Raw genomic sequence first — 18100 nt, 5'->3', positions numbered from 1 at the left:
TGTGGCAATGTCTGCATAAAAAAAGTTCATAGGAACTTCTAGTTTTTGAGCAATTTCCAGTAAACATTTGGCACTTACACGATTGAAGCCTTTTTCGTATTTTTGGATTTGTTGGAAACTGACACCTAAATGGCTTCCTAATTCTTTTTGGGAAAGCCCCATGGAAATGCGTCTGTGGCGAATTCTTTTGCCTATCAAAATATCGATAAAATGTGGATTTTTAGTTGGCACTTCAAGCCCCCCTCCGGTTGCGAGCGCCCTCGCATTGGTATTCCGGGAGTTAAAGGTACTGAATCCGAGTCAGCTTTTTGCTTTTAGTGCTGAGAAGCACCTGGACATAGCAAAAACTCCCGGAATCCCGGGACACCCGCAAAGCGGGTTCATTTTTACGCTCGGATTTAGGACCTTTAATCCCTCTTGATCGGTGCGTAGACGATCAAAATTACACTTTAAGTGATAAAGTAATTTCAGAAGATTGGCAAGAAAAATCAATATGCTATAAAACGGCGTTATTTGGAGGGGGGATGATATCAAGTATATCAATTTCCACATTTAGGTGTTTTTTAGAGTGTGTGGTGAATATTTTTGGCTGGGCTTATCTTGTCTGGTCTGATGAAACATTTTCTTTTGAGGGGGGGCGTCTGAAGACTGTAAGGGGTACTAGGCAAAAAGCTGGATTCGTTTATAGACTATTGTTTATAGAGCTGTGCGGGGTGGTGAACCTTTCCTTTAGCTTTATTCTGTAAAGATGTAAAAGCGTAAAAATGTGAATCTGTAAAAGTGAAGTGGGGGGATTTGTGGATTATATATTGTGCGTGTTTTTGGTCATGATATGGAGGGGTGAGAAGGATTGGGGGGAAGTGTCTTCGTGAATGGAGGGAGACGTTTAGAGGAAGAATGCTGTTAAGTTGTGAGTGTGTGACGGGAGAGAAAAAGGGGGAATGGAGGATGAAGAGAGTGCGCATGGATAAGAGGAGAGTGTGGGTAAGGCGGGTGTTGCAAAGAGATGCGTGAAGGATGGCGAGGAGATAGGGCTTGATTTGTTGAGCCTGATGAAGTGCTATCGTTTGAGAAGTGGTTGGGTGTAAGCTTTATTTTGTGGGGAAAGTTGCTTTTTATTGTGGGATTGTAGACTAGTGCTGGTTGGGAATTTTCATTCTTTGAGACGTGGGGTGGAGGTCAATGTAATAATATGGAAGATTGTGATCTCATAATTTTTACATTCTTTCTTTTTTTAAAGATATTACTTGATATTAGAGTAAATGCTTATATCAAGAGGAGTATTTCTTTAAAAATTTTCACTTAACTTATTAAGCGATTTATTAGAATAAACAACTCTTTTGAAGTTCATATCACCAATTGTAGCGAAGGAAGTGTAACTTTAAGTGTAGCAAAGTTTAAAATTGGATGGTTGATATGAATTTGTTTTTAAAAAAGAGTCCATTAGCTCTTTTTTGCTCTCTCTTTATTTCCAAAGTTGGTGATTATGCTTATGAAGTTGTTTTTATTTTACTGGTCTTAGAATTAACAGATAACACCTTTTTTACAGGTCTTGTGTATTTTTTTCGATTTATCCCTTTTCTCTTTTTTGGCCCTATAGGAGGTTGGTTAGCGGATAATTTTTCTTTGAAGAAAAATATGATCTTAAGTGAAGTTGTTAGATTATTAGCTTCATTGTTTGTTTTTATAACTTATATAACAGGTACGGCACATATCATTGTTCTTATTTTTGCAGCAATATGTACAACGATAGGAAGAAGTATTTTCCAACCAAGTTTTCAAGCTGCTATTCCCAGAATGTTTTCAATAAAAGATCTTACAAAGGCCAATAGCATTGCTCAAATTATCATGGAAACGGCAGCCGTCATTGGCCCTTTGGTTTGTTCCATACTGCTTTTTTTAGCAAATAAATCGGCAGTACTCATTTTTGATTTTTTTACCTATTTTATATCTATTATCGTGTTATTTAATCTCATGAATTTAAATTCAAGCGAGAATAAATCATTCAATTTTATAAAAATTTATCGAGAAACAGCTTCATATCTTAAATATATTTCTACAGAAAATAATAATTTATTTATTACGCTCGTTGGATCGTCGTTTGCTATTCTCTTTACGGGTGCTATTTTAAGATTTTTAATTCCAGCTTTTGTTCTTTTTGTGGGGGGAGAGGAGAGCCTTGTGAGTTATATTTTTTCTCTCATGGCTGTTGGAACTATTGTTGGTGGTTTGTTCTATAGTAAAATTATATTAAATATTACATCGTTGAAGCTCATGATATTTTGGCTTCTTTATGGGGTTATCCTGTTTGTTATGCCTTTAGCTGCTGGACTTTATTTAAAATTCCTTCTCGTGTTAGCATTTGTTCTGGGATTTATTGGTGCCTTTGTGGATATTGGTTTAGTCTCAGCTATTCAATTATATTCTCGTCGTGAAGATTTTGGTAAGAGTTTTGGAACCTTTTCAACTTTAGCGAACTCTGCCGAAGCAATGTCTGGCTTTATTGCTGGACTTTTGGCACTCGTGGGATTGTTAAGCTCTTTTTTAGCTATGTCCGCATTAATTATTTCCACGGGAATTATTGGCGTTGTAAAAATTAAGAAAAATAAAGAGTTAACACCTCTTAACACGACAGTCGATGACGACCATTGATATATTTGATATCTCCATGCCGTTTCTTTTTTCTAAAGACGGTTCGCTCATTATCTTATTCATGAGGTAAAAACACCGCTCTTTGAAGGGGGTGATCTGAAACGAATGAGTGGTCAGTGGTAGAAACTTGCTAGGCAAGCATTTGAATTCTTTACAGACCGTTGTTTATAGAGTGGTACGGGGCGGTGAACCTTTCCTTGGCTTCGTTCTGTAATGATGTAAAAGCGTAAAAATGTGAATCTGTAAAAGTGAAGTGGGGGATTTGTGGTTTATATATTGTGCGTGTTTTTGGTCACTTTGGGCTTTTGGGGGCGCGGAATGTGGTGAGAAGGATTGGGGGGAAGTGTTTTCGTGAATGGAGGGGAAATGAAGGGTGCTGTGCGTTGGTTTATGTAATGCAACACACCATGAAAGTAAGTATACATATACTATATGTATACTACATGCTTTACATGTGTTTTTTCGTACTTTTAACATATATATTTTGTGTCTTAAACATAAGCTTTGAGTACTATGAGAGATGGTGGTCGTTTTTTTAAACAAGCGAGAAAGTGATTAACTAATGCTTGATAGTAAAGAAATATGTTGTTAAGGCTATTCTTTGAAAGGAGGCTCTTATTTCTGGTGTAGGAGCTTTTCAGGAGAGAATGCAATTAATAGGGGAGTTAAGATGTCAAAATATTTATTTCCGTTACCGCTTGTATTGGTGGCTGGTTGTGCATCTATCAGTAATTATTCATCAAGTTATGTCAGTCCAAATATTACGAAAGATGATGTAAAATTAATTGCTAACGATTTTGTTCGTAATCTTAAAAAACCTTTACCGCCCGCTACAACAATACTTATTGTGAAAAAAAATAAAACAGAAGACAACTTTACTCCTGTATTTATTGATCTCTTGCGACGGAATGGATATAACGTGATCTATACAGATCAACCAAACAAACAGCAAAATGGTGTAATCTTGACTTATCAAATAACGCCAATAAAGACAGGTATCATGTCTATGGTTTCTTATGATGAGGTTGGAGTAACCCGTTATTATTTCCGTACTTATAGTAGATGAAACCCCTTTGCCGGTTTGTCTCAAAGAAGTAGATAATGAAGAAATGTGTTTCAGGGGAAGTGTTGGGATTGAATTAATCAATAAAAATTTGCAGATATGAAATTGCATATTCAGACGATAGTTATTCGTCGTCTCGTTTACAATTTCAGTGTTGTAACGAAGAAAGATGTCGTTTTATCTGTTTGCAATCCTTCATGTTCTGTCTCAGTTATATAGCGCTTTTATCGTTTCTGTCTTATAGAAAATTACTTTCTGTTCTACGGCTCTATATGCCAATCTAATAGTCAGATCTAAACAATCAAATTCATATGAACTCTTTACAGAAATCTGTTGTTTGAGATTATTAAAAAGGTGTTTTGTTTTTATCAAATTGTCGCGTGGTGGTTTGGGAGTTTCCTTTGGCTGCGTTCTGTAATGATGTAAAAGCGTAAAAATGTGAATCTGTAAAATGAAGCGGAGGATTTGTGCTTTGTGTGGGCTTTTATCATGGCATGGAATGTGGTGCGAGGATTGGGGGATGTATTTGTGAATGGAGCGGGGAACGCTGGGATGAAGAGTGCTGTTAAGTTGTGAGTGTGTGATGGGAGAGAAAAAGGGGGAATGGAGGATGAAGAGAGTGTGCGCATGGATAGGGGGAGAGTGTGGGTAAGGCGTTGGTGCAAAGAGATGCGTGAAGGATGGCGAGGAGATAGGGCTTGATTTGTCAAGCCTGACGAAGTGCTGTCGTTTGAGGAAGGCGTCTGAAGACTGTAAGGGGTACTAGGCAAAAAGCTGGGTTGGTTTATAGACTATTGTTTATAGAGTGGTGCGGGGTGGTGAACCTTTCCTTGGCTTCGTTTTGTAAATGTGGAGAAGCGTAGAAATGTGAATCTGTAAAATGAAGCGGAGGATTTGTGCTTTGTGAGAGCTTTTATCATGGCATGGAATGTGGTGGGAAGGATTGGGGGAAGTGTCTTCGTGAATGGAGGAGAAAGTTGGGATGAAGAGTGTTGTTGAAGTGCGTTTTCTGGAGAAGAGTGTGTGGGGAATGGCTGTGAACAGATTGCAGAGCTGATGTGTAAAGAGATGTGAAGAGAAAAATCTCGTGGTGGGCGTTTATATTCTATGCGGAGCTTAACAATTATAGTTGCATCTATATTTGTATGGGGATATCCGTGAAATGGGTGTGAGAAGCATTGAGAGGTGTTTTTTAATAAGTGGATGAATGAGCAATACAATGAAAGCCTATTTAGAGGGGAAATCCTATTTAGGGGGGAAATCCTATTTTAGCTCTTGTTGTTTTAGACATTGTGTTTTGTATGAGGGGCATTTTGCAGAAAAGGTGTTTTGAGGGATGTGGATCCCTTAAAGAAAAACACAAAAATATCAAAAGAAAAATATAAAAACTTGACAAGGTAAATGTAAAAAGGTATCATAATGATACAATCGGAATTGTGCGTTTAAATCAGAAGAGATCTTTTGATAAGATTCTGTGAGAGGGGTGGGGATGTTTTTCCAAGGTTTTGGTGTTTTTATCCTATTTTGAAGTTTGTTATCCTATGATGTCGTAAACCGGTGCCTAAACCGTTTTTTGAGATATGGTGGTATCAGGCGGCAAGGCTTTAGGCAGAGGGGATATTGGCAAAGGATGTCGATTGATGCGCTTTTGTCTAATCAGAAATTAACCACAAGATTGCTTTTTGTTTTTTCGCTTCGAGTTCTCTAAAGTTTTTTAAAAGGGCGTGTTCTTTTTCGCTATAGGTGTCTTGATCGTGGAGTAGAGAATTTTCTTTTGTGACAATATCGGCATAAAAAAAGGTAATGGGAACTTTTAAGATGTTGGCAATTTCTTGTAACCGTCCTGCGCTTACACGATTGAAGCCTTTTTCATATTTTTGGATTTGTTGGAAACTGACACCTAACTGGCTTCCTAACTCTTTTTGAGAAAGTCCCATTGAAATTCGTCTATGACGAATTCTTTTGCCTATCGAAATATCGTTGAAATGTGGATTTCTTGTTTGCACTTCAACCCCCCCTGCCGGTTGCGAGCGCCCTCGCATTGGTATTCCGGGAGGTTGAAAGTACTGAGCCTAATCAGCCTTTTGCTTTTAGTGCGAAGATGCACTTGGACATAGCAAAAGCTCCCGGAATTCCGGGATACCCGCAAAGCGGGACAAATTCATGTATTAGGCTTTTCAGGCTTCAACTCCCTATTGATCGCTGCGTAGACGACCAAAGCACTTTTTGATTGATAAAGTAATTTCAAAAGATTGGCAAGAACAATTAAAAGATTTGGAAAATGAGAGCATTTTTTTGTATCTTAAAAATTGTCTCATTATCTTCTTATGCCTTATGCTGTAAAATATTGTCATTTGAGGTAGGGTGAGATGGGGGCATTAGAGGCAAGGATATGCCGTCGACGGATCTTCAAGCATATCAATTTATACGGTGCTTTTGTGAGAGTGTCTGGATATTTGAGGGTAGGGGTTATCTATCCGTGTCTGGTGAAACAGTATCCTTTGAGGGGTGGTGAGGGGTGTTTCCCAAGTGCAATATACGCGATAAAAGTTGAATTGTTTACAGACTCTTGTTTATTGAGTGGTGGGCTGGTTTGAAATTTCGTTTGGTTGTTTTCTGTAAAGATGTAAAAGCGTAAAAACGTGAATCCGTAAAATTGAAGTGAAGGATTTATGTGTTGTATGCTTTTGTCTTGGCATGGAAGGGGGTGAGAGGACTGGGGAACGAGTCTGCAAATGAAGTGGAAAGCTAGGATGAAGCATGTGAAAATTGGCGCTGTGGGGGAAGCTTTTTGGTGTGTGTGTGAAGCTTTGTCTTTTGAGTGGGGTCTTTGCTTCGAAGCGGAATTGATCGGTATTTGTAGGAGCTTTCGCTCTTTGTGTTGGAGGGAGACGGGTGTAAGAATATTCAGAAAAGGCTTGCTTGTTGAATGTGGTGCATTAACGTTGTTTGAGGGGTATGGTGTGCTGATTTGTCTAAGTGCTTGGTAGGAGGAAACTGCTACAAGATGTCGGATTCTTGACAACGCAGTGTAAGACGCTGGGGGAAAAGTTTCATTTGCTGCTTTCTGTAAATATGGAAAAGCGTAAAAACGTGAATCTGTAAAATTGAAGTGAAGGATTTATGCTTTGTGTATGCTTTCATGGTATGGAATATGGAGAACTAGGGGACACGTTTGTGAATGGAGCGGAGAAAGCTGGGATGAAGAGGGGTGTTAAGGTGTTGACTGGAGAAAGGTGTGTGAGGGAATATTTTAGGGCAGGGCTTATCTGTCGTGTCTGATAAAATTGTCTTCTTTGAGGTGTCGTGATCTGAAGCTTATATTTAAAGGATGTTGGATATATTGGTGAGGGATGTTGATGGGTGTGCTTTTGCTTAATCAGAAATTAACCACAAAATTGCTTTTTGTTTTTTCGGCTGGAGTTCTCTAAAGTTTTTTAAAAGGGCGTATTCTTTTTCGCTATAGGTGTCTTGATCGTGGTGTAAGGCATGTTCTTTTGTGGGAATATCTGCTGTTAAAAGGTCCGCATAAAAAAAGTTCATAGGAACCTCTAGTTTTTTAGCAATTTCGAGCAAACACCCCGCGCTTACACGATTTAAAACTTTTTCGTATTTCTGGATTTGTTGAAAACTGACACCTAAATGGCTTCCTAACTCTTTTTGAGAAAGCCCCATTGAAATACGTCTGTGACGGATTCTTTTACCTATTAAAATATCATTGAAATGTGAATTTTTAGTTTGCACTTCAAGCTCCCCTCCGGTTGCGAGCGCCCTCGCATTGGTATTCCGGGAGTAGTAAAGTACTGAGCTCTAGTCAGCATTTTTGCTTTTAGTGCTTATCACACCTGGACATAGCAAAAACTCCCGGAATCCCGGGACACCCACAAAGTGGGTTCATTCTTACGCTAGAGCTTAGGGCTTTACTATCCCTTATTGATCGTTGCGTGGACGATCAATATATCCTTTGAGTGATAAAGTAATTTCAAGGGATTGGCAAGAACAATTAAAAGATTTTCTAGTCTGTTATATTGTAAAATAGGGATGTTTGGGGGGGTGGTAATCTGATGTTAGTAGGGGAATTTACTGGGGAAGAGGTTGGATGATAGTTTAAAACCGGTGCGGGGTGGAAGCTTTATTCAGCAGAGGAAAATTTGCTTTTTGAAGTCGAATTGTAGATCAGAGCTTATCTGGCGTGTTTGATGAAACACCATTCTTTGAAGTGTGGGATAGCCATATGAAATAATCAGCAGGGAAATCTGATAGACGAGAAATCAGCTTGTTGACAGACCCGTGTTTACAGAGGGGCGTGGGGATGGCGGTTTTTGAGTTTCATTTGGCTTTTTTCTGTAATGATGTAAAAGCGTAAAAATGTGAATCTGTAAAATGAAGCGGAGGATTTGGGCTTTATGTGGGCTCTTATCTTTTTGGGTGTGTCCCATTTTTTTAATTTTTGAATGCTTGTCAAATTTTGTTGCTGATTTTTATGTCATTTTTTGTGTTTGAGGTTTTGGTTTCTCTTTAGTTGGAAGGAACATGATGATGGTAGATGAACATTGTCTTCCCTTACGTCGAAGAGGGCGAAAAAAAGGGGCTTTAAATAAAACAACAAAGCGATTTAATGAAGCTCTTTTGACAGCGGCGGAGCAGGCTGGATATCACTATGGTGAAGATGGGCTGGTGTCTTATCTTCAGTATCATGCTCTCAATAATCCCGTACCGTTTTTTTCGCTTCTTGCAAAAGTGTTGCCTCTTCAGGAGGCTGGAGAAGGGCAGGTTAAAACAGTTTCGCGTATCGAGATTGTACCAGTGAATGCAAAAAATAGCGGACCAGAGAAGTGTTATCCTGAAGCGTGATCCTTCGGAAACTGAAGCTTGTGATATTGGAAAATGTTGAGTGGAAGTGGATGATAGGAGATGTCATTTTGGAAGGGGGCTGCTTTGGGGGATGATGTGTAAGGGTGTGTATTGAAGTGGATGAAGCTTTCAAGAGTTCTGGACGTGGTACACGTGGGAGAGTATGGCTGTGATGCCAGAAAGGCATGGGGGAGAGCGTTTGATGCTATCTGCTGCTTTGGGTTTCTTGTAAAGGTTTTGTTTTTTCTCGTTATTGAAGGGGCGGGGTTGTCAAAACAGTTTCGCGTATCGAGATCGTACCAGTGAATGTAAAAAATAGTGAACCGNTAAAACAGTTTCGCGTATCGAGATTGTACCAGTGAATGCAAAAAATAGCGGACCAGAGAAGTGTTATCCTGAAGCGTGATCCTTCGGAAACTGAAGCTTGTGATATTGGAAAATGTTGAGTGGAAGTGGATGATAGGAGATGTCATTTTGAAAAGGACAGCTTTGGGGGATGATGCGTAAGGGTTGTGTATTGAAGTGGATGATGCTTTCAGGGTGTCTGGGGGTGATACGTAAGGGGGCACTGTTTTATGGATAAAAAGGGGTTGGAACTTGAGATCTTATGCTGGGGGCAGAGGTATCTTGGGGGTGTTTTGAGAGATAGATAAGTGTGAGGCTTGGGGACGCGTGAGTGGCATGATATTGCAGGGTATTGTGCTTTTAGGGGCTTTGGGAAGAGTGTGGTGAAATTGGGGGGGGATACCGTGCTTTTGTGGGGGGCAGGGGTACAGTATTCGAGGGGACGGGGACTTTGGGGGCTTGGGGCGCATAGGTGGGGGCAAGGGGATCTCATGCAAAAAAGTGAAATTTATTGAATATTAGGATGAAGAAAAGATAAAGTGCTGCTTTTGAGAAGGGCGTTTTTCGTTCAATTGCTCTTTTCGTTCAATTGCTCTGGGATCATTAAACTTGGGATAAGCAAAAGGGTGCAGCGCAATTATTGCTAAAGTATGAAAATTTATAATGACAACTGTTCAGAAAATTTCTCAAAAAATTGAGCAGAAAACAGCTCAAGTAGCTCTTATTCCAAAGCTTATTCCTGTCTTTACTGGAAATGCCGATGTGCGAGCCGCTTGGGGAGGACGCGGTTCTGGAAAAACACGTTCTTTTGCTTTGATGTCGGCTGTGGTGGGATATCGCCATGGAATGGCTGGAGAACGCGGGATTATTCTTTGTGCACGGCAATTTCAAAATTCTCTTAATGAAAGTTCTTTGGAAGAAATTAAACGCGCTATCGAAGCTTATCCTTTTTTACAAGATTATTATGAAATCGGCGATAAATATATTAAATCAAAAGATGGACGGATTGTCTATGTGTTTGCTGGACTTGATCGAAATATTGCAAGTATTAAATCAATGGGACGCGTTTTCCTTTGTTGGGTCGATGAAGCCGAGCCCGTGACAGAAACTGCTTGGCAAACACTTATTCCAACTTTGCGCGAAGAAGGAAAAGATTGGAATGCAGAATTATGGGTGACATGGAACCCATGCCATGAAAATGCAGCCGTGGAAAAGCGTTTCCGAAATGTCGATAATCCTCATATCAAAGGGGTGGAAATCAATTGGCGTGATAATCCGCAATTTCCTGAAAAACTCAATCGTGATCGAATGGACGATTTGCAGCAAAGACCAGAGCAGTATAACCATATTTGGGAAGGCGAATATCTCCAAGCTGTCCAAGGGGCTTATTATCAGAAATGTCTTCTCGAAGCCGAAATGGAAGGGCGGATTACAACTGTTCCACGTGATCCTTTGATGCAGGTGAGAATCTTTTGGGATATCGGGGGAACAGGAGCAAAGGCCGATGCTACCGCATTGTGGGTGGCGCAATTTGTTGGACGGGAAATCCGAGTGCTCGATTATTATGAAGCCCAAGGACAACCTCTCTCAGAGCATGTGGGCTGGGTCTTTCAAAGGGGATATGAAAAGGCTCTTATGGTCTTGCCTCATGATGGCGCAACAAAAGATCGTGTCTATAATGTGAGTTTTGAAAGTGCCCTTCAACAAGCCGGTTTTCAAACCAAAATAATTCCTAATCAAGGAACAGGCGCTGTGAAAATGCGTATCGAAGCCGTAAGGCGGTTGTTTCCTGCACTATGGTTTAATCGTGAAACGACATGTGCGGGCAGAAAAGCGCTTGCTTGGTATCATGAAAAGCGCGACGAACAGCGCAATATCGGACTAGGCGCTGAACATGATTGGGCAAGCCATGGGGCCGATGCCTTTGGACTGATGTGTGTGGCTTATGAACAGCCAAATGCTAAAGCGCGAAAAAAACCTTATCGCTCGTTTCACCATTCTCAAACTTCATGGATGGCTTTTTAATGAATATGTCTACAGATTCTTCTTTTAATCAAATCGAAACGCTTGAAAATCAAGCACTATTTAAAAAACTCGTGGGTTGGTATCAGGATGATATTGATCATGTCGAAAAATGGCGAAAAAATGCCCAGGAAGATTACGATTTTTATAATGGACGGCAATGGAATGAGCAAGACTTGGCTGTCTTGCACGAACAAAACAGACCGGTCATGACTTTTAACCGTATTGCGCCTTTAATTAATGCCGTGATTGGGGCTGAGCGCAATAATAAAAGGCAAGTGCAATTTATTCCACGACAAGAAGGGGCAGCTTTTGCGAACCAGATTCTGACAGGGGCGGCTGAGTGGTTTCGTGATGAAGCCGATGGGGAATACGAAGATTCTGATGCCTTTCAAGATGCAATTATTTGCGGAATGGGGTGGACAGATACACGCCTTGATTATGAAGAAGATCCACAAGGAAAACCAATTATTGCACGCTTAGACCCTATGAAAATGGTGTGGGATGCAAGTTCTGTCAAGCCTAATCTTATTGATGCACAACGCTTATGGTATATTGATGAAAAACCCCTTGCTGTGGCGCAGGAAATGTTTCCCAATGTTCATTGGAGCGATCTTAATGCTGATTGGGTTAAACATCAGAGTTTTTTACATTCAACCAGCGATGGGATGACACAAAGTTATCAGTCCGAGAGGGGGTATCAAGGAGAAGAGGGGAGCGGCTATCAACGTCCTAAAATGGTGACATTGGTAGAATGTCGCTGGTTTGAACGCGAGGTGGTTTATAAAGTTCTCGAGCCTCTAAGTGGAAATTTTGTCGATTATTCAGAGCAGGATTTCCAAAATTTAAGCAAAACCTTTCCTCATGTTCAGGCAACAAGGTTGAACAGAAAAATTGTCAAACGGGCATTTTTAGGTAGAAAGCTGCTTGAAGCGCCTGATAAGCCCTTGGTTCCACCCAATCAATTGGGATGGGAGTGTATTACCGGTACTTTTGATAAGTTAAGCCGGCAATTTTACGGAATTGTTAAGCCAACAAAAGATCCGCAACGGTGGGCAAACAAATATTTTAGTCAAGTGATGCATTTGCTCAATAGCCAATCAAAAGGCGGAATTATGGCAGAACGCGATGCTTTTGATGATGATCGACAAGCCCTCGAGAGTTGGGCTAGAGCCGATAGTATTACTTGGTTGAAAAGTGGTGCTGTGTCTGGGGGAAGAATTCAGCCTAAACCCGTGGCACAATTTCCGCAAGGGTTTTTCCAATTGTTTAATGAAGCAAAGAGCGCTCTCGAACAGGTGACGGGGTTGTCTTCTGAATTTATTGGGACGCGAGCTGTCAATCAGCCTGGCATTCTTGAACAACAACGGCGACAATCGTCACTTAATCTTTTGGCTTCCTTTTTTGATGGGTTGCGTCGATATCGGCAACGACAGGGGAAAATTATTCTCTATCTTATTCAAAATTATCTGTCCGATGGGCGGTTGGTGCGTATTGCCGGTGATGAAAATGCCCAGTATGTGCCGCTGACACGCGAAATGGTGACAAGTTTGGAATATGATATTGTCGTGGATGATGCACCAACAAGTCTTAATGAAAAAGAGCGTACTTTTGCACTGATCATGCAATTGCTGCCTTTGATGCAAAATTTTGCAACGCCTGAGATTATGCTCGATCTCTTACGCTATTCGCCTTTACCGGCTTCACTTATTCATAAAATTGCGATAAAGGCGCAAAACTCTTTTCAAGAAGAGCAAAATGCCTCAGCGCAGATGGGGGATAATGTGGGGGCAGACCAGATAATGCAGATGTTGCAGACACTAAAGGCTCAATAATAGGACACTTTGTCATGCGTGACTTCTGATAAACGCCATATATCATAAATTGCTTATCGATTTTCGTAGTGCATGGGCTCCCTTTTCTCAAAAGAACTGTTTTGTAGGGCAGGACTGTTGGGAAAAGCAGGGTGGAGAAGGAGTTTTGCTGTCATGGTGGGGGAGCCATGGGGGAATGCTGGTGCTAAATGATGAGAGAGCATTGAGGGGTAAATGCTTATGGGCTGTTTTATCTGAAAAATTTGATTTTATTGTTAAAAAAAAGAGAAGGCTAATGTCATGGATCAAGAACACTTAACGCCGGCAGAACAAAACCAATTGAAACAAGATTTTCTGGTCTCAACACAAGAGGGAGAAGATGGTGAAATTGGAAGAGAAGAAAAAACTCTTGAAGATAATTTTCAAGGGCAAATGCATCAACAACAGGACTCTTCGCAAAAGGCTGGAAAAGAGGTTCAAGGGGGAGAAGATGCTCCACCAGATCCACAAAAAGACTTTATGGGCTATATGCAATGGTTGGGAAAAACACTCCAAAAACAAGGGCTTGTACATGAAAAACAACAGCCTTCTCTTGCTTTGGAAGCAGAACAGTTGCATGCGTTTTTTCAGCAGTCTGTTGCCAGTGTTAAACAAAAGCATGATGATTTTGATCAAGCAGCTGATTTTATTTATGAAACGCGGGCTAAACAGTTGGCAGCTTGTGCTTCGCTCTATCCTGAGATGGCCGATCCCAAAAATATTGATGCGTTGATTGGTGATGAGTTGAAGCAGATCTTGCGCGATTGTGCGCAAAAAAATCAAAATCCGGCTGAAGTGATTTACTCTATTGCACAAAAAATTGGCTACACAAATGTTCCCAATAACATGGGTGAAAATTTACAGGAAAGACACAATTCTGCACGTACTCTTGCTGCTTATAACGGCTTGACGCCAAATGGGCCGATTTCTTTGGATATGCTTGATAAAATGTCAGAAGCAGAGTTTAGCGCTTGGGTTTCTGAACCTAAAAATAAAGCTGCTTTTAATCGTTTAATGGGTGGGAGAGAATTTTAAAAACAAGAATGTGGCAGGTGCTTTTTGCGGGAACGTGGAGCGGCTTTTGGCGCAGGAGAATGCGGGGGGATTTCTCAAACACGGATGTGGAGAGGAGAGCTCTTATAAGGGGGAGGCAGACGCTAACAGAAATTAGATAAAACTCACGAACAACATATTCACCATTTGAAATGAAATGTGGTGTTTTAACAACCGGCGCTTTGCCGGGTTTTTTATGTCAATAAAACTTTTAGAGGACAAAATGACTGTAACTTATATCGGACTTAATGACCCAATGGCAGTGCGCACATGGTCTAAATTACTAAACCAAGAAGTCTCAAAAGCACTTCCAATTGCACCGTTGATTGGAAATGATTCAAACAGTATCGTACAATTAAAAGATGAAACTACGAAAGCAAGTGGGGATGCTATTAGCTTTAATTTGCGTGTGCAGTTGCTAGGCGATGGGGTGAGCGAAGGGCAGACATTGGAAGGCAATGAAGAAGCTTTACAGTTTCTCAATGATCGCTTGGCAATTAATGAACTCGTTCATGCTGTGCGTGTCAAAAATGAGGGAACGATTGATCAACAACGAATTCTTCATGATTTGCGCACCGAGGCAAAAAATGGTTTGGTTGATTGGTATGCAGATCGTCTGAGTATGATGTTCTTCATTCAAGTTTGCGGGTATACCGCAAAAACAATTAACTTTGAGGGACGTACGATTACTCTTAAACCTGTCCATTATGGGTTTAATGCGCCAACGGCACCAACCAATAAACGTGTGGTACGTCCTAATGATAAAGCAAAAGATGAGGACTTAAAAGAAGACGATGTTTTTGATCTCAGCTTGATTGATAAAGCAGTTGAACGGGCTAAATTGGCAAATCCTAAAATTAGACCTGTGCGGCTCGATGGGGAAAATGTCTATGTGCTTTATCTCCATCCAACCCAAGTGACACAATTGCGAACCAATACAGATGCGGGGCAATGGCTCGACATTACCAAGGCAATCTATAGTGGAAGTCGTATCAAAAATCCGCTCTATGATGGATCGTTGGGCATGTATAATGGTGTGGTTTTGCGCGAAGCTGAACATATTACCGAAGGGGTTGAATCTGGGACGGCAAATAAAGCTGTGCCAAATGTGCGTCGTGCTGTTCTGCTTGGTGCGCAGAGTGCTGTGATTGCTTTTGGTAAAGATCGAGGAGCAACACGCTATAAATTGGTGGAAGAACTCTTCGACTATGAAAGAGAATTCGGGGTCGCGGCAAAAACCATTATTGGTATGAAAAAAACTTGCTTTACCTTGCCAGGAAGTACGCAAGGGGCTCAGGATTTTGGCACTATTGTCATCCCAACTTATGGAGCACCCGCTTAAAGCGAATTTTTGCTCTCTTCCCCCAACAAGAGGGATCTGTTGGGGGAAAAATTTAAAATGCTTCCAGAAACAAGGACAGGCTTATGACCACTTTATCCACTGATCCCCAAAATCTAAACCTTACACATTCAGATCATTCTAAAACTTTTGCTTATATGGTCGCGCTTATTCAAGATGAAATTGACGATACAACAGCGGAATATTCCCTGCAAATTCAAGATTCAATTTTTACGGCTTTGCGTTTGTGTGAACGCGAACCCTTTTTCTTTAATGAAAAAAGAGAAAGGACGTTTAAAACACAAAGTGGTAAAACATGGTATGGGCAAGAAGAGGGGGTTTTTATTGAATCAGAAAAGAGTTTGGAGGGCGTCTTTTTAGTAACAAAGGATGCAACACCAACAAAGTTGTTCTTTAAGCCCTTGGAAGTGTTGCATCAACAATATGGTATGCATCCTGCGCTAGGAACGCCATTCTTTTATACGTACCTTGATCAAAAAATAGGACTCTTTCCAACACCAGAACATGTGGAAACTGTACAGCTTTCTTATGCTCCTGTTCATTTTGCTGATGAACAGTTGAGAGAAGACGATAATCCTTGGTTGATTTATGCTTTTGATCTTATTAAAGCACGGGCAAAATATGAACTTTATAAAAATATTCTTAAAGATCCTGAATATGCCGCCGTTTCTTTCAGAGATTTTCAAGAACAGCTTCAAGCTTTGCGCATTGAAACATCGCGCCGAAAAGGTTTTTCAAAGATTCGCCCAATGCGTTTTTAAAAGACTTTTTTCCAAATCGTTTATGGCTGGCGTTGAAGGTTGGTTTGGCACTGGTGGCTGGTTTGTCGCTTATGGTTGGATGCGCGTTGGGTGTTGATGGTGAAGGGCTGGTGGATGGCGTTGGGGTGGCTATTATTGATGGTATCGTTTTTTCGATGAATTAAACAACTTGAGGTTGTTTGTTTTGTTGCATTTTATGCCTTTAGAGTTTTGTTCTAAGGGCTTTTGTGGTTTTTTATCCATAAGCCTTGGTGTTTTGAATGGCACTGGGCTTTTCAAAGGTTTTATGGGGGGCTTAATGGCTTTTTCCCCCGTCATTGTGGGGTATGGGGATGTGATTGCGGGCAGTTGATTTTGGTTTGGCGCTGGTGGATGGCGCTGGGGTGGCTATTATTTATGGTATCGTTTTTTCGGTGTGTTAAACAACTTTAGGTTGTTTGTTTTGTTGAATTTTATGCCTTTAGAGTTTTAAGGGCTTTTGTGGTTTTTATTATCAATAAGCCTTGGTGTTTTGAATGGCACTGGGCTCTTCAAAGATTTTATGGGGGTCTTGATGGCTTTTTTCCCAATCGCTGATTATCGACCCGATGTGGCGGATATCAATGGAATTTTTACCGATGAACTTGTTAATGTGCTCCCGGCGGATGGCTCCTATATCCCTATGCCAAGTTTTGAACCTTTATCAGAGCCTTGTCCGGAGCCAATCTTAGGCACTCTTGCGGTTAAAACAAAAAATGGGGTTTCTATTATTGTCGGGACAAGAGATAAAATCTACTTACTTGATAATACAACAATGAACTGGAAAGATATTAGCCAAAAAGGAAAATCTTATCTGGCTAATGTTGATGCTCCGTGGTCTTTTGCTTTGTTTGGTGATTTTATCATTGCGGTGAATGCCAATGATAAACCACAAGTGATTGATATTAACCATGATAAAACATTTAGAAATTTAGGAGGAAATCCACCACAGGCAGGGGTTGTTCGAATCTGGGGAGATTTCGTTTGTTTGATGAAATTAACCGAGCATCCAAGAAGGGTTCATTGGTCTGGATTAAATGATGCTGAATTTTGGACCGTGGGGAAAAAAAGTTGTGATTATCAAGATTTTCCTGATGGCGGATTCGTCCAAGGGGCAACGGAGACAACAAATCCAATTATCTTTATGCGTTCTGCAATCTATGCCGGTTCTTTTATCCCTGGCTCTAAGATTATTTTTAGTTTCCAAAAAATCCACGATAAACGAGGCGCAAAAAATGCTGAATCAATTGTTTGTAGAGGCGATTTAGCATTCTTTGCCGATGAGGGCGGGTTTTATCAAATAACAAATGAGGGACAGATTATACCCATTGGGTTCGAAAAAGTCGATCGAACGATGACCGCAAAATCAAGGAAGGATAATCTGTACACTCTATCTGCTGCTATCGATGGGGTGTATAATCGTGTTTATTGGATGGTTGATTCTGATGAGAATCTTCATAAACGTATCTTGCTCATTTATGATTGGGGGTTGCAAAAATGGACAAAAGCTCTCGTCGATATCAAAATGGTATTGCCTATTTTCTTAGCCGGAACAACCCTGGAAGGTCTTGATTTTGTGACTAAGAATATTGACGATTTATCCTTTTCTCTTGATAGTAAAGCTTGGAAAAATGAATCGCCTATTCTGGGGGCATTTGATCAACAGGGAAGATTGGGTTCGTTTTCTGGGTGTCCTATGGCTTGTATTGTGACATCACAAGAAATGGGGCAGACAAATGGCATGATAACACGGGTGAAAAATATTATGCCTCAAGTCAATAGTGGAAAGTTTTATTTGTCTGTGGGAATGCGCTTTCGACAATCTCTTGAAGAGGAAACTGTTTGGTTACCAGAAAAACAGCCTTCTTATAATACTGGACAAATTCATTGTCGCGCAAGGGCACGGTTTTATCGCTTTAAATTGCGTATTCCTGAAGGGGTGAATTGGACTCATGTCACTGGATTTGATGTGGAATTGACGCAGGCCGGCATGCGATAGGCATGTCCTTTTGTAATACCATGCGATAGGCTCAAGCCTCTATTATTAAAGAACAAATGCCCCATAGGCTTCCCAAACCTTTATAAACAAAGGAACAAGGTGGTGCGTTATGTTTCATGC

General features: G+C 40.7%; 16 protein-coding genes. 13 read left to right on the top strand and 3 right to left on the bottom strand.

All coding sequences use genetic code 11. The features are described from left to right. Positions 1-231: helix-turn-helix domain-containing protein (locus tag ACFIL2_RS03340; RefSeq protein WP_375680527.1), on the bottom strand; the 231-nt coding region annotated here is incomplete at its 3' end. A gap of 1185 nt (positions 232-1416) precedes the next feature. On the opposite strand from ACFIL2_RS03340, the gene ACFIL2_RS03335 reads away from it, so the two are divergent. Beyond that, positions 1417-2652 (top strand): MFS transporter, encoded by a 1236-nt coding sequence (locus tag ACFIL2_RS03335; protein WP_375662328.1) that lies wholly within the window; start codon positions 1417-1419, stop codon positions 2650-2652. A gap of 670 nt (positions 2653-3322) precedes the next feature. Further along, positions 3323-3718 (top strand): hypothetical protein, encoded by a 396-nt coding sequence (locus ACFIL2_RS03330; RefSeq protein WP_375680526.1) that lies wholly within the window; start codon positions 3323-3325, stop codon positions 3716-3718. 1649 nt (positions 3719-5367) lie between these two features. On the opposite strand, the gene ACFIL2_RS03325 is transcribed toward ACFIL2_RS03330, so the two are convergent. After that, positions 5368-5721, bottom strand: coding sequence for a helix-turn-helix domain-containing protein (locus ACFIL2_RS03325; protein WP_375680530.1), 354 nt, complete (start codon positions 5719-5721; stop codon positions 5368-5370). Positions 5722-6468: 747 nt separating this feature from the next. On the opposite strand from ACFIL2_RS03325, the gene ACFIL2_RS03320 reads away from it, so the two are divergent. Continuing rightward, the gene (locus ACFIL2_RS03320) at positions 6469-6705 is read left to right on the top strand and encodes a hypothetical protein (protein WP_375680525.1); all 237 of its coding nucleotides are present in this window, start codon (positions 6469-6471) and stop codon (positions 6703-6705) included. 385 nt (positions 6706-7090) lie between these two features. Here the strand turns inward: ACFIL2_RS03320 and ACFIL2_RS03315 are convergent, their stop codons facing one another. Beyond that, entirely contained in the window at positions 7091-7459 is a 369-nt protein-coding gene (locus ACFIL2_RS03315) for a helix-turn-helix domain-containing protein (protein WP_375680524.1), read from the bottom strand. A 792-nt stretch (positions 7460-8251) separates the two neighbouring features. Here ACFIL2_RS03315 and ACFIL2_RS03310 point away from each other — a divergent pair. The 10 genes from ACFIL2_RS03310 (at position 8252) to ACFIL2_RS03265 (ending at position 17980) form a co-directional block, all read left to right on the top strand. Continuing rightward, the gene (locus tag ACFIL2_RS03310; protein ID WP_375680529.1) at positions 8252-8569 is read left to right on the top strand and encodes a hypothetical protein; all 318 of its coding nucleotides are present in this window, start codon (positions 8252-8254) and stop codon (positions 8567-8569) included. A 662-nt stretch (positions 8570-9231) separates the two neighbouring features. Beyond that, complete coding sequence (locus ACFIL2_RS03305; protein WP_375680523.1) at positions 9232-9429, top strand: hypothetical protein; 198 nt, start codon at positions 9232-9234, stop codon at positions 9427-9429. 148 nt (positions 9430-9577) lie between these two features. Beyond that, on the top strand, positions 9578-10939 hold the full coding sequence (locus ACFIL2_RS03300) for a PBSX family phage terminase large subunit (protein ID WP_375678565.1): 1362 nt from the start codon (positions 9578-9580) through the stop codon (positions 10937-10939). After that, positions 10939-12771, top strand: coding sequence for a portal protein (locus tag ACFIL2_RS03295; RefSeq protein WP_375680522.1), 1833 nt, complete (start codon positions 10939-10941; stop codon positions 12769-12771). The genes ACFIL2_RS03300 and ACFIL2_RS03295 overlap by 1 nt, the downstream gene beginning before the upstream one ends. Positions 12772-13050: 279 nt before the next feature. Beyond that, positions 13051-13824 carry a hypothetical protein gene (locus ACFIL2_RS03290; protein ID WP_375636945.1) on the top strand — a complete coding sequence of 258 codons (774 nt, stop codon included), beginning with the start codon at positions 13051-13053 and terminating at the stop codon, positions 13822-13824. A 241-nt stretch (positions 13825-14065) separates the two neighbouring features. After that, positions 14066-15184: a N4-gp56 family major capsid protein gene (locus tag ACFIL2_RS03285; protein ID WP_375643242.1), complete on the top strand. Its 1119-nt coding sequence runs from the start codon at positions 14066-14068 to the stop codon at positions 15182-15184. Between the two features lie 83 nt (positions 15185-15267). Then, positions 15268-15963: a hypothetical protein gene (locus ACFIL2_RS03280; protein ID WP_375633311.1), complete on the top strand. Its 696-nt coding sequence runs from the start codon at positions 15268-15270 to the stop codon at positions 15961-15963. 32 nt (positions 15964-15995) lie between these two features. Next, positions 15996-16127, top strand: a complete 132-nt coding sequence (locus ACFIL2_RS03275) for a hypothetical protein (protein ID WP_375636947.1) — start codon at positions 15996-15998, stop codon at positions 16125-16127. A 20-nt stretch (positions 16128-16147) separates the two neighbouring features. Then, a complete protein-coding gene (locus ACFIL2_RS03270) occupies positions 16148-16315 on the top strand; it encodes a hypothetical protein (protein WP_375636948.1) in 168 nt (55 codons plus the stop codon). 201 nt (positions 16316-16516) lie between these two features. Then, on the top strand, positions 16517-17980 hold the full coding sequence (locus ACFIL2_RS03265) for a hypothetical protein (protein ID WP_375680521.1): 1464 nt from the start codon (positions 16517-16519) through the stop codon (positions 17978-17980). Positions 17981-18100: the final 120 nt, after the last annotated feature.

The organism is Bartonella sp. AP30XZML (assembly GCF_042195945.1).
Taxonomy (GTDB): Bacteria; Pseudomonadota; Alphaproteobacteria; order Rhizobiales; family Rhizobiaceae; genus Bartonella.
This window is presented reverse-complemented; position numbering and strand designations above follow the sequence as displayed.

What these genes read in the sequence shown, in the direction of transcription:
- ACFIL2_RS03335 (WP_375662328.1), top strand. Translation starts at nt 1,417, where the DNA reads ATGAATTTGTTTTTAAAAAAGAGTCCATTAGCTCTTTTTTGCTCTCTC.
- ACFIL2_RS03330 (WP_375680526.1), top strand. Translation starts at nt 3,323, where the DNA reads ATGTCAAAATATTTATTTCCGTTACCGCTTGTATTGGTGGCTGGTTGT.
- ACFIL2_RS03320 (WP_375680525.1), top strand. Translation starts at nt 6,469, where the DNA reads ATGAAGCATGTGAAAATTGGCGCTGTGGGGGAAGCTTTTTGGTGTGTG.
- ACFIL2_RS03310 (WP_375680529.1), top strand. Translation starts at nt 8,252, where the DNA reads ATGATGGTAGATGAACATTGTCTTCCCTTACGTCGAAGAGGGCGAAAA.
- ACFIL2_RS03300 (WP_375678565.1), top strand. Translation starts at nt 9,578, where the DNA reads ATGACAACTGTTCAGAAAATTTCTCAAAAAATTGAGCAGAAAACAGCT.
- ACFIL2_RS03295 (WP_375680522.1), top strand. Translation starts at nt 10,939, where the DNA reads ATGAATATGTCTACAGATTCTTCTTTTAATCAAATCGAAACGCTTGAA.
- ACFIL2_RS03290 (WP_375636945.1), top strand. Translation starts at nt 13,051, where the DNA reads ATGGATCAAGAACACTTAACGCCGGCAGAACAAAACCAATTGAAACAA.
- ACFIL2_RS03285 (WP_375643242.1), top strand. Translation starts at nt 14,066, where the DNA reads ATGACTGTAACTTATATCGGACTTAATGACCCAATGGCAGTGCGCACA.
- ACFIL2_RS03280 (WP_375633311.1), top strand. Translation starts at nt 15,268, where the DNA reads ATGACCACTTTATCCACTGATCCCCAAAATCTAAACCTTACACATTCA.
- ACFIL2_RS03265 (WP_375680521.1), top strand. Translation starts at nt 16,517, where the DNA reads ATGGCTTTTTTCCCAATCGCTGATTATCGACCCGATGTGGCGGATATC.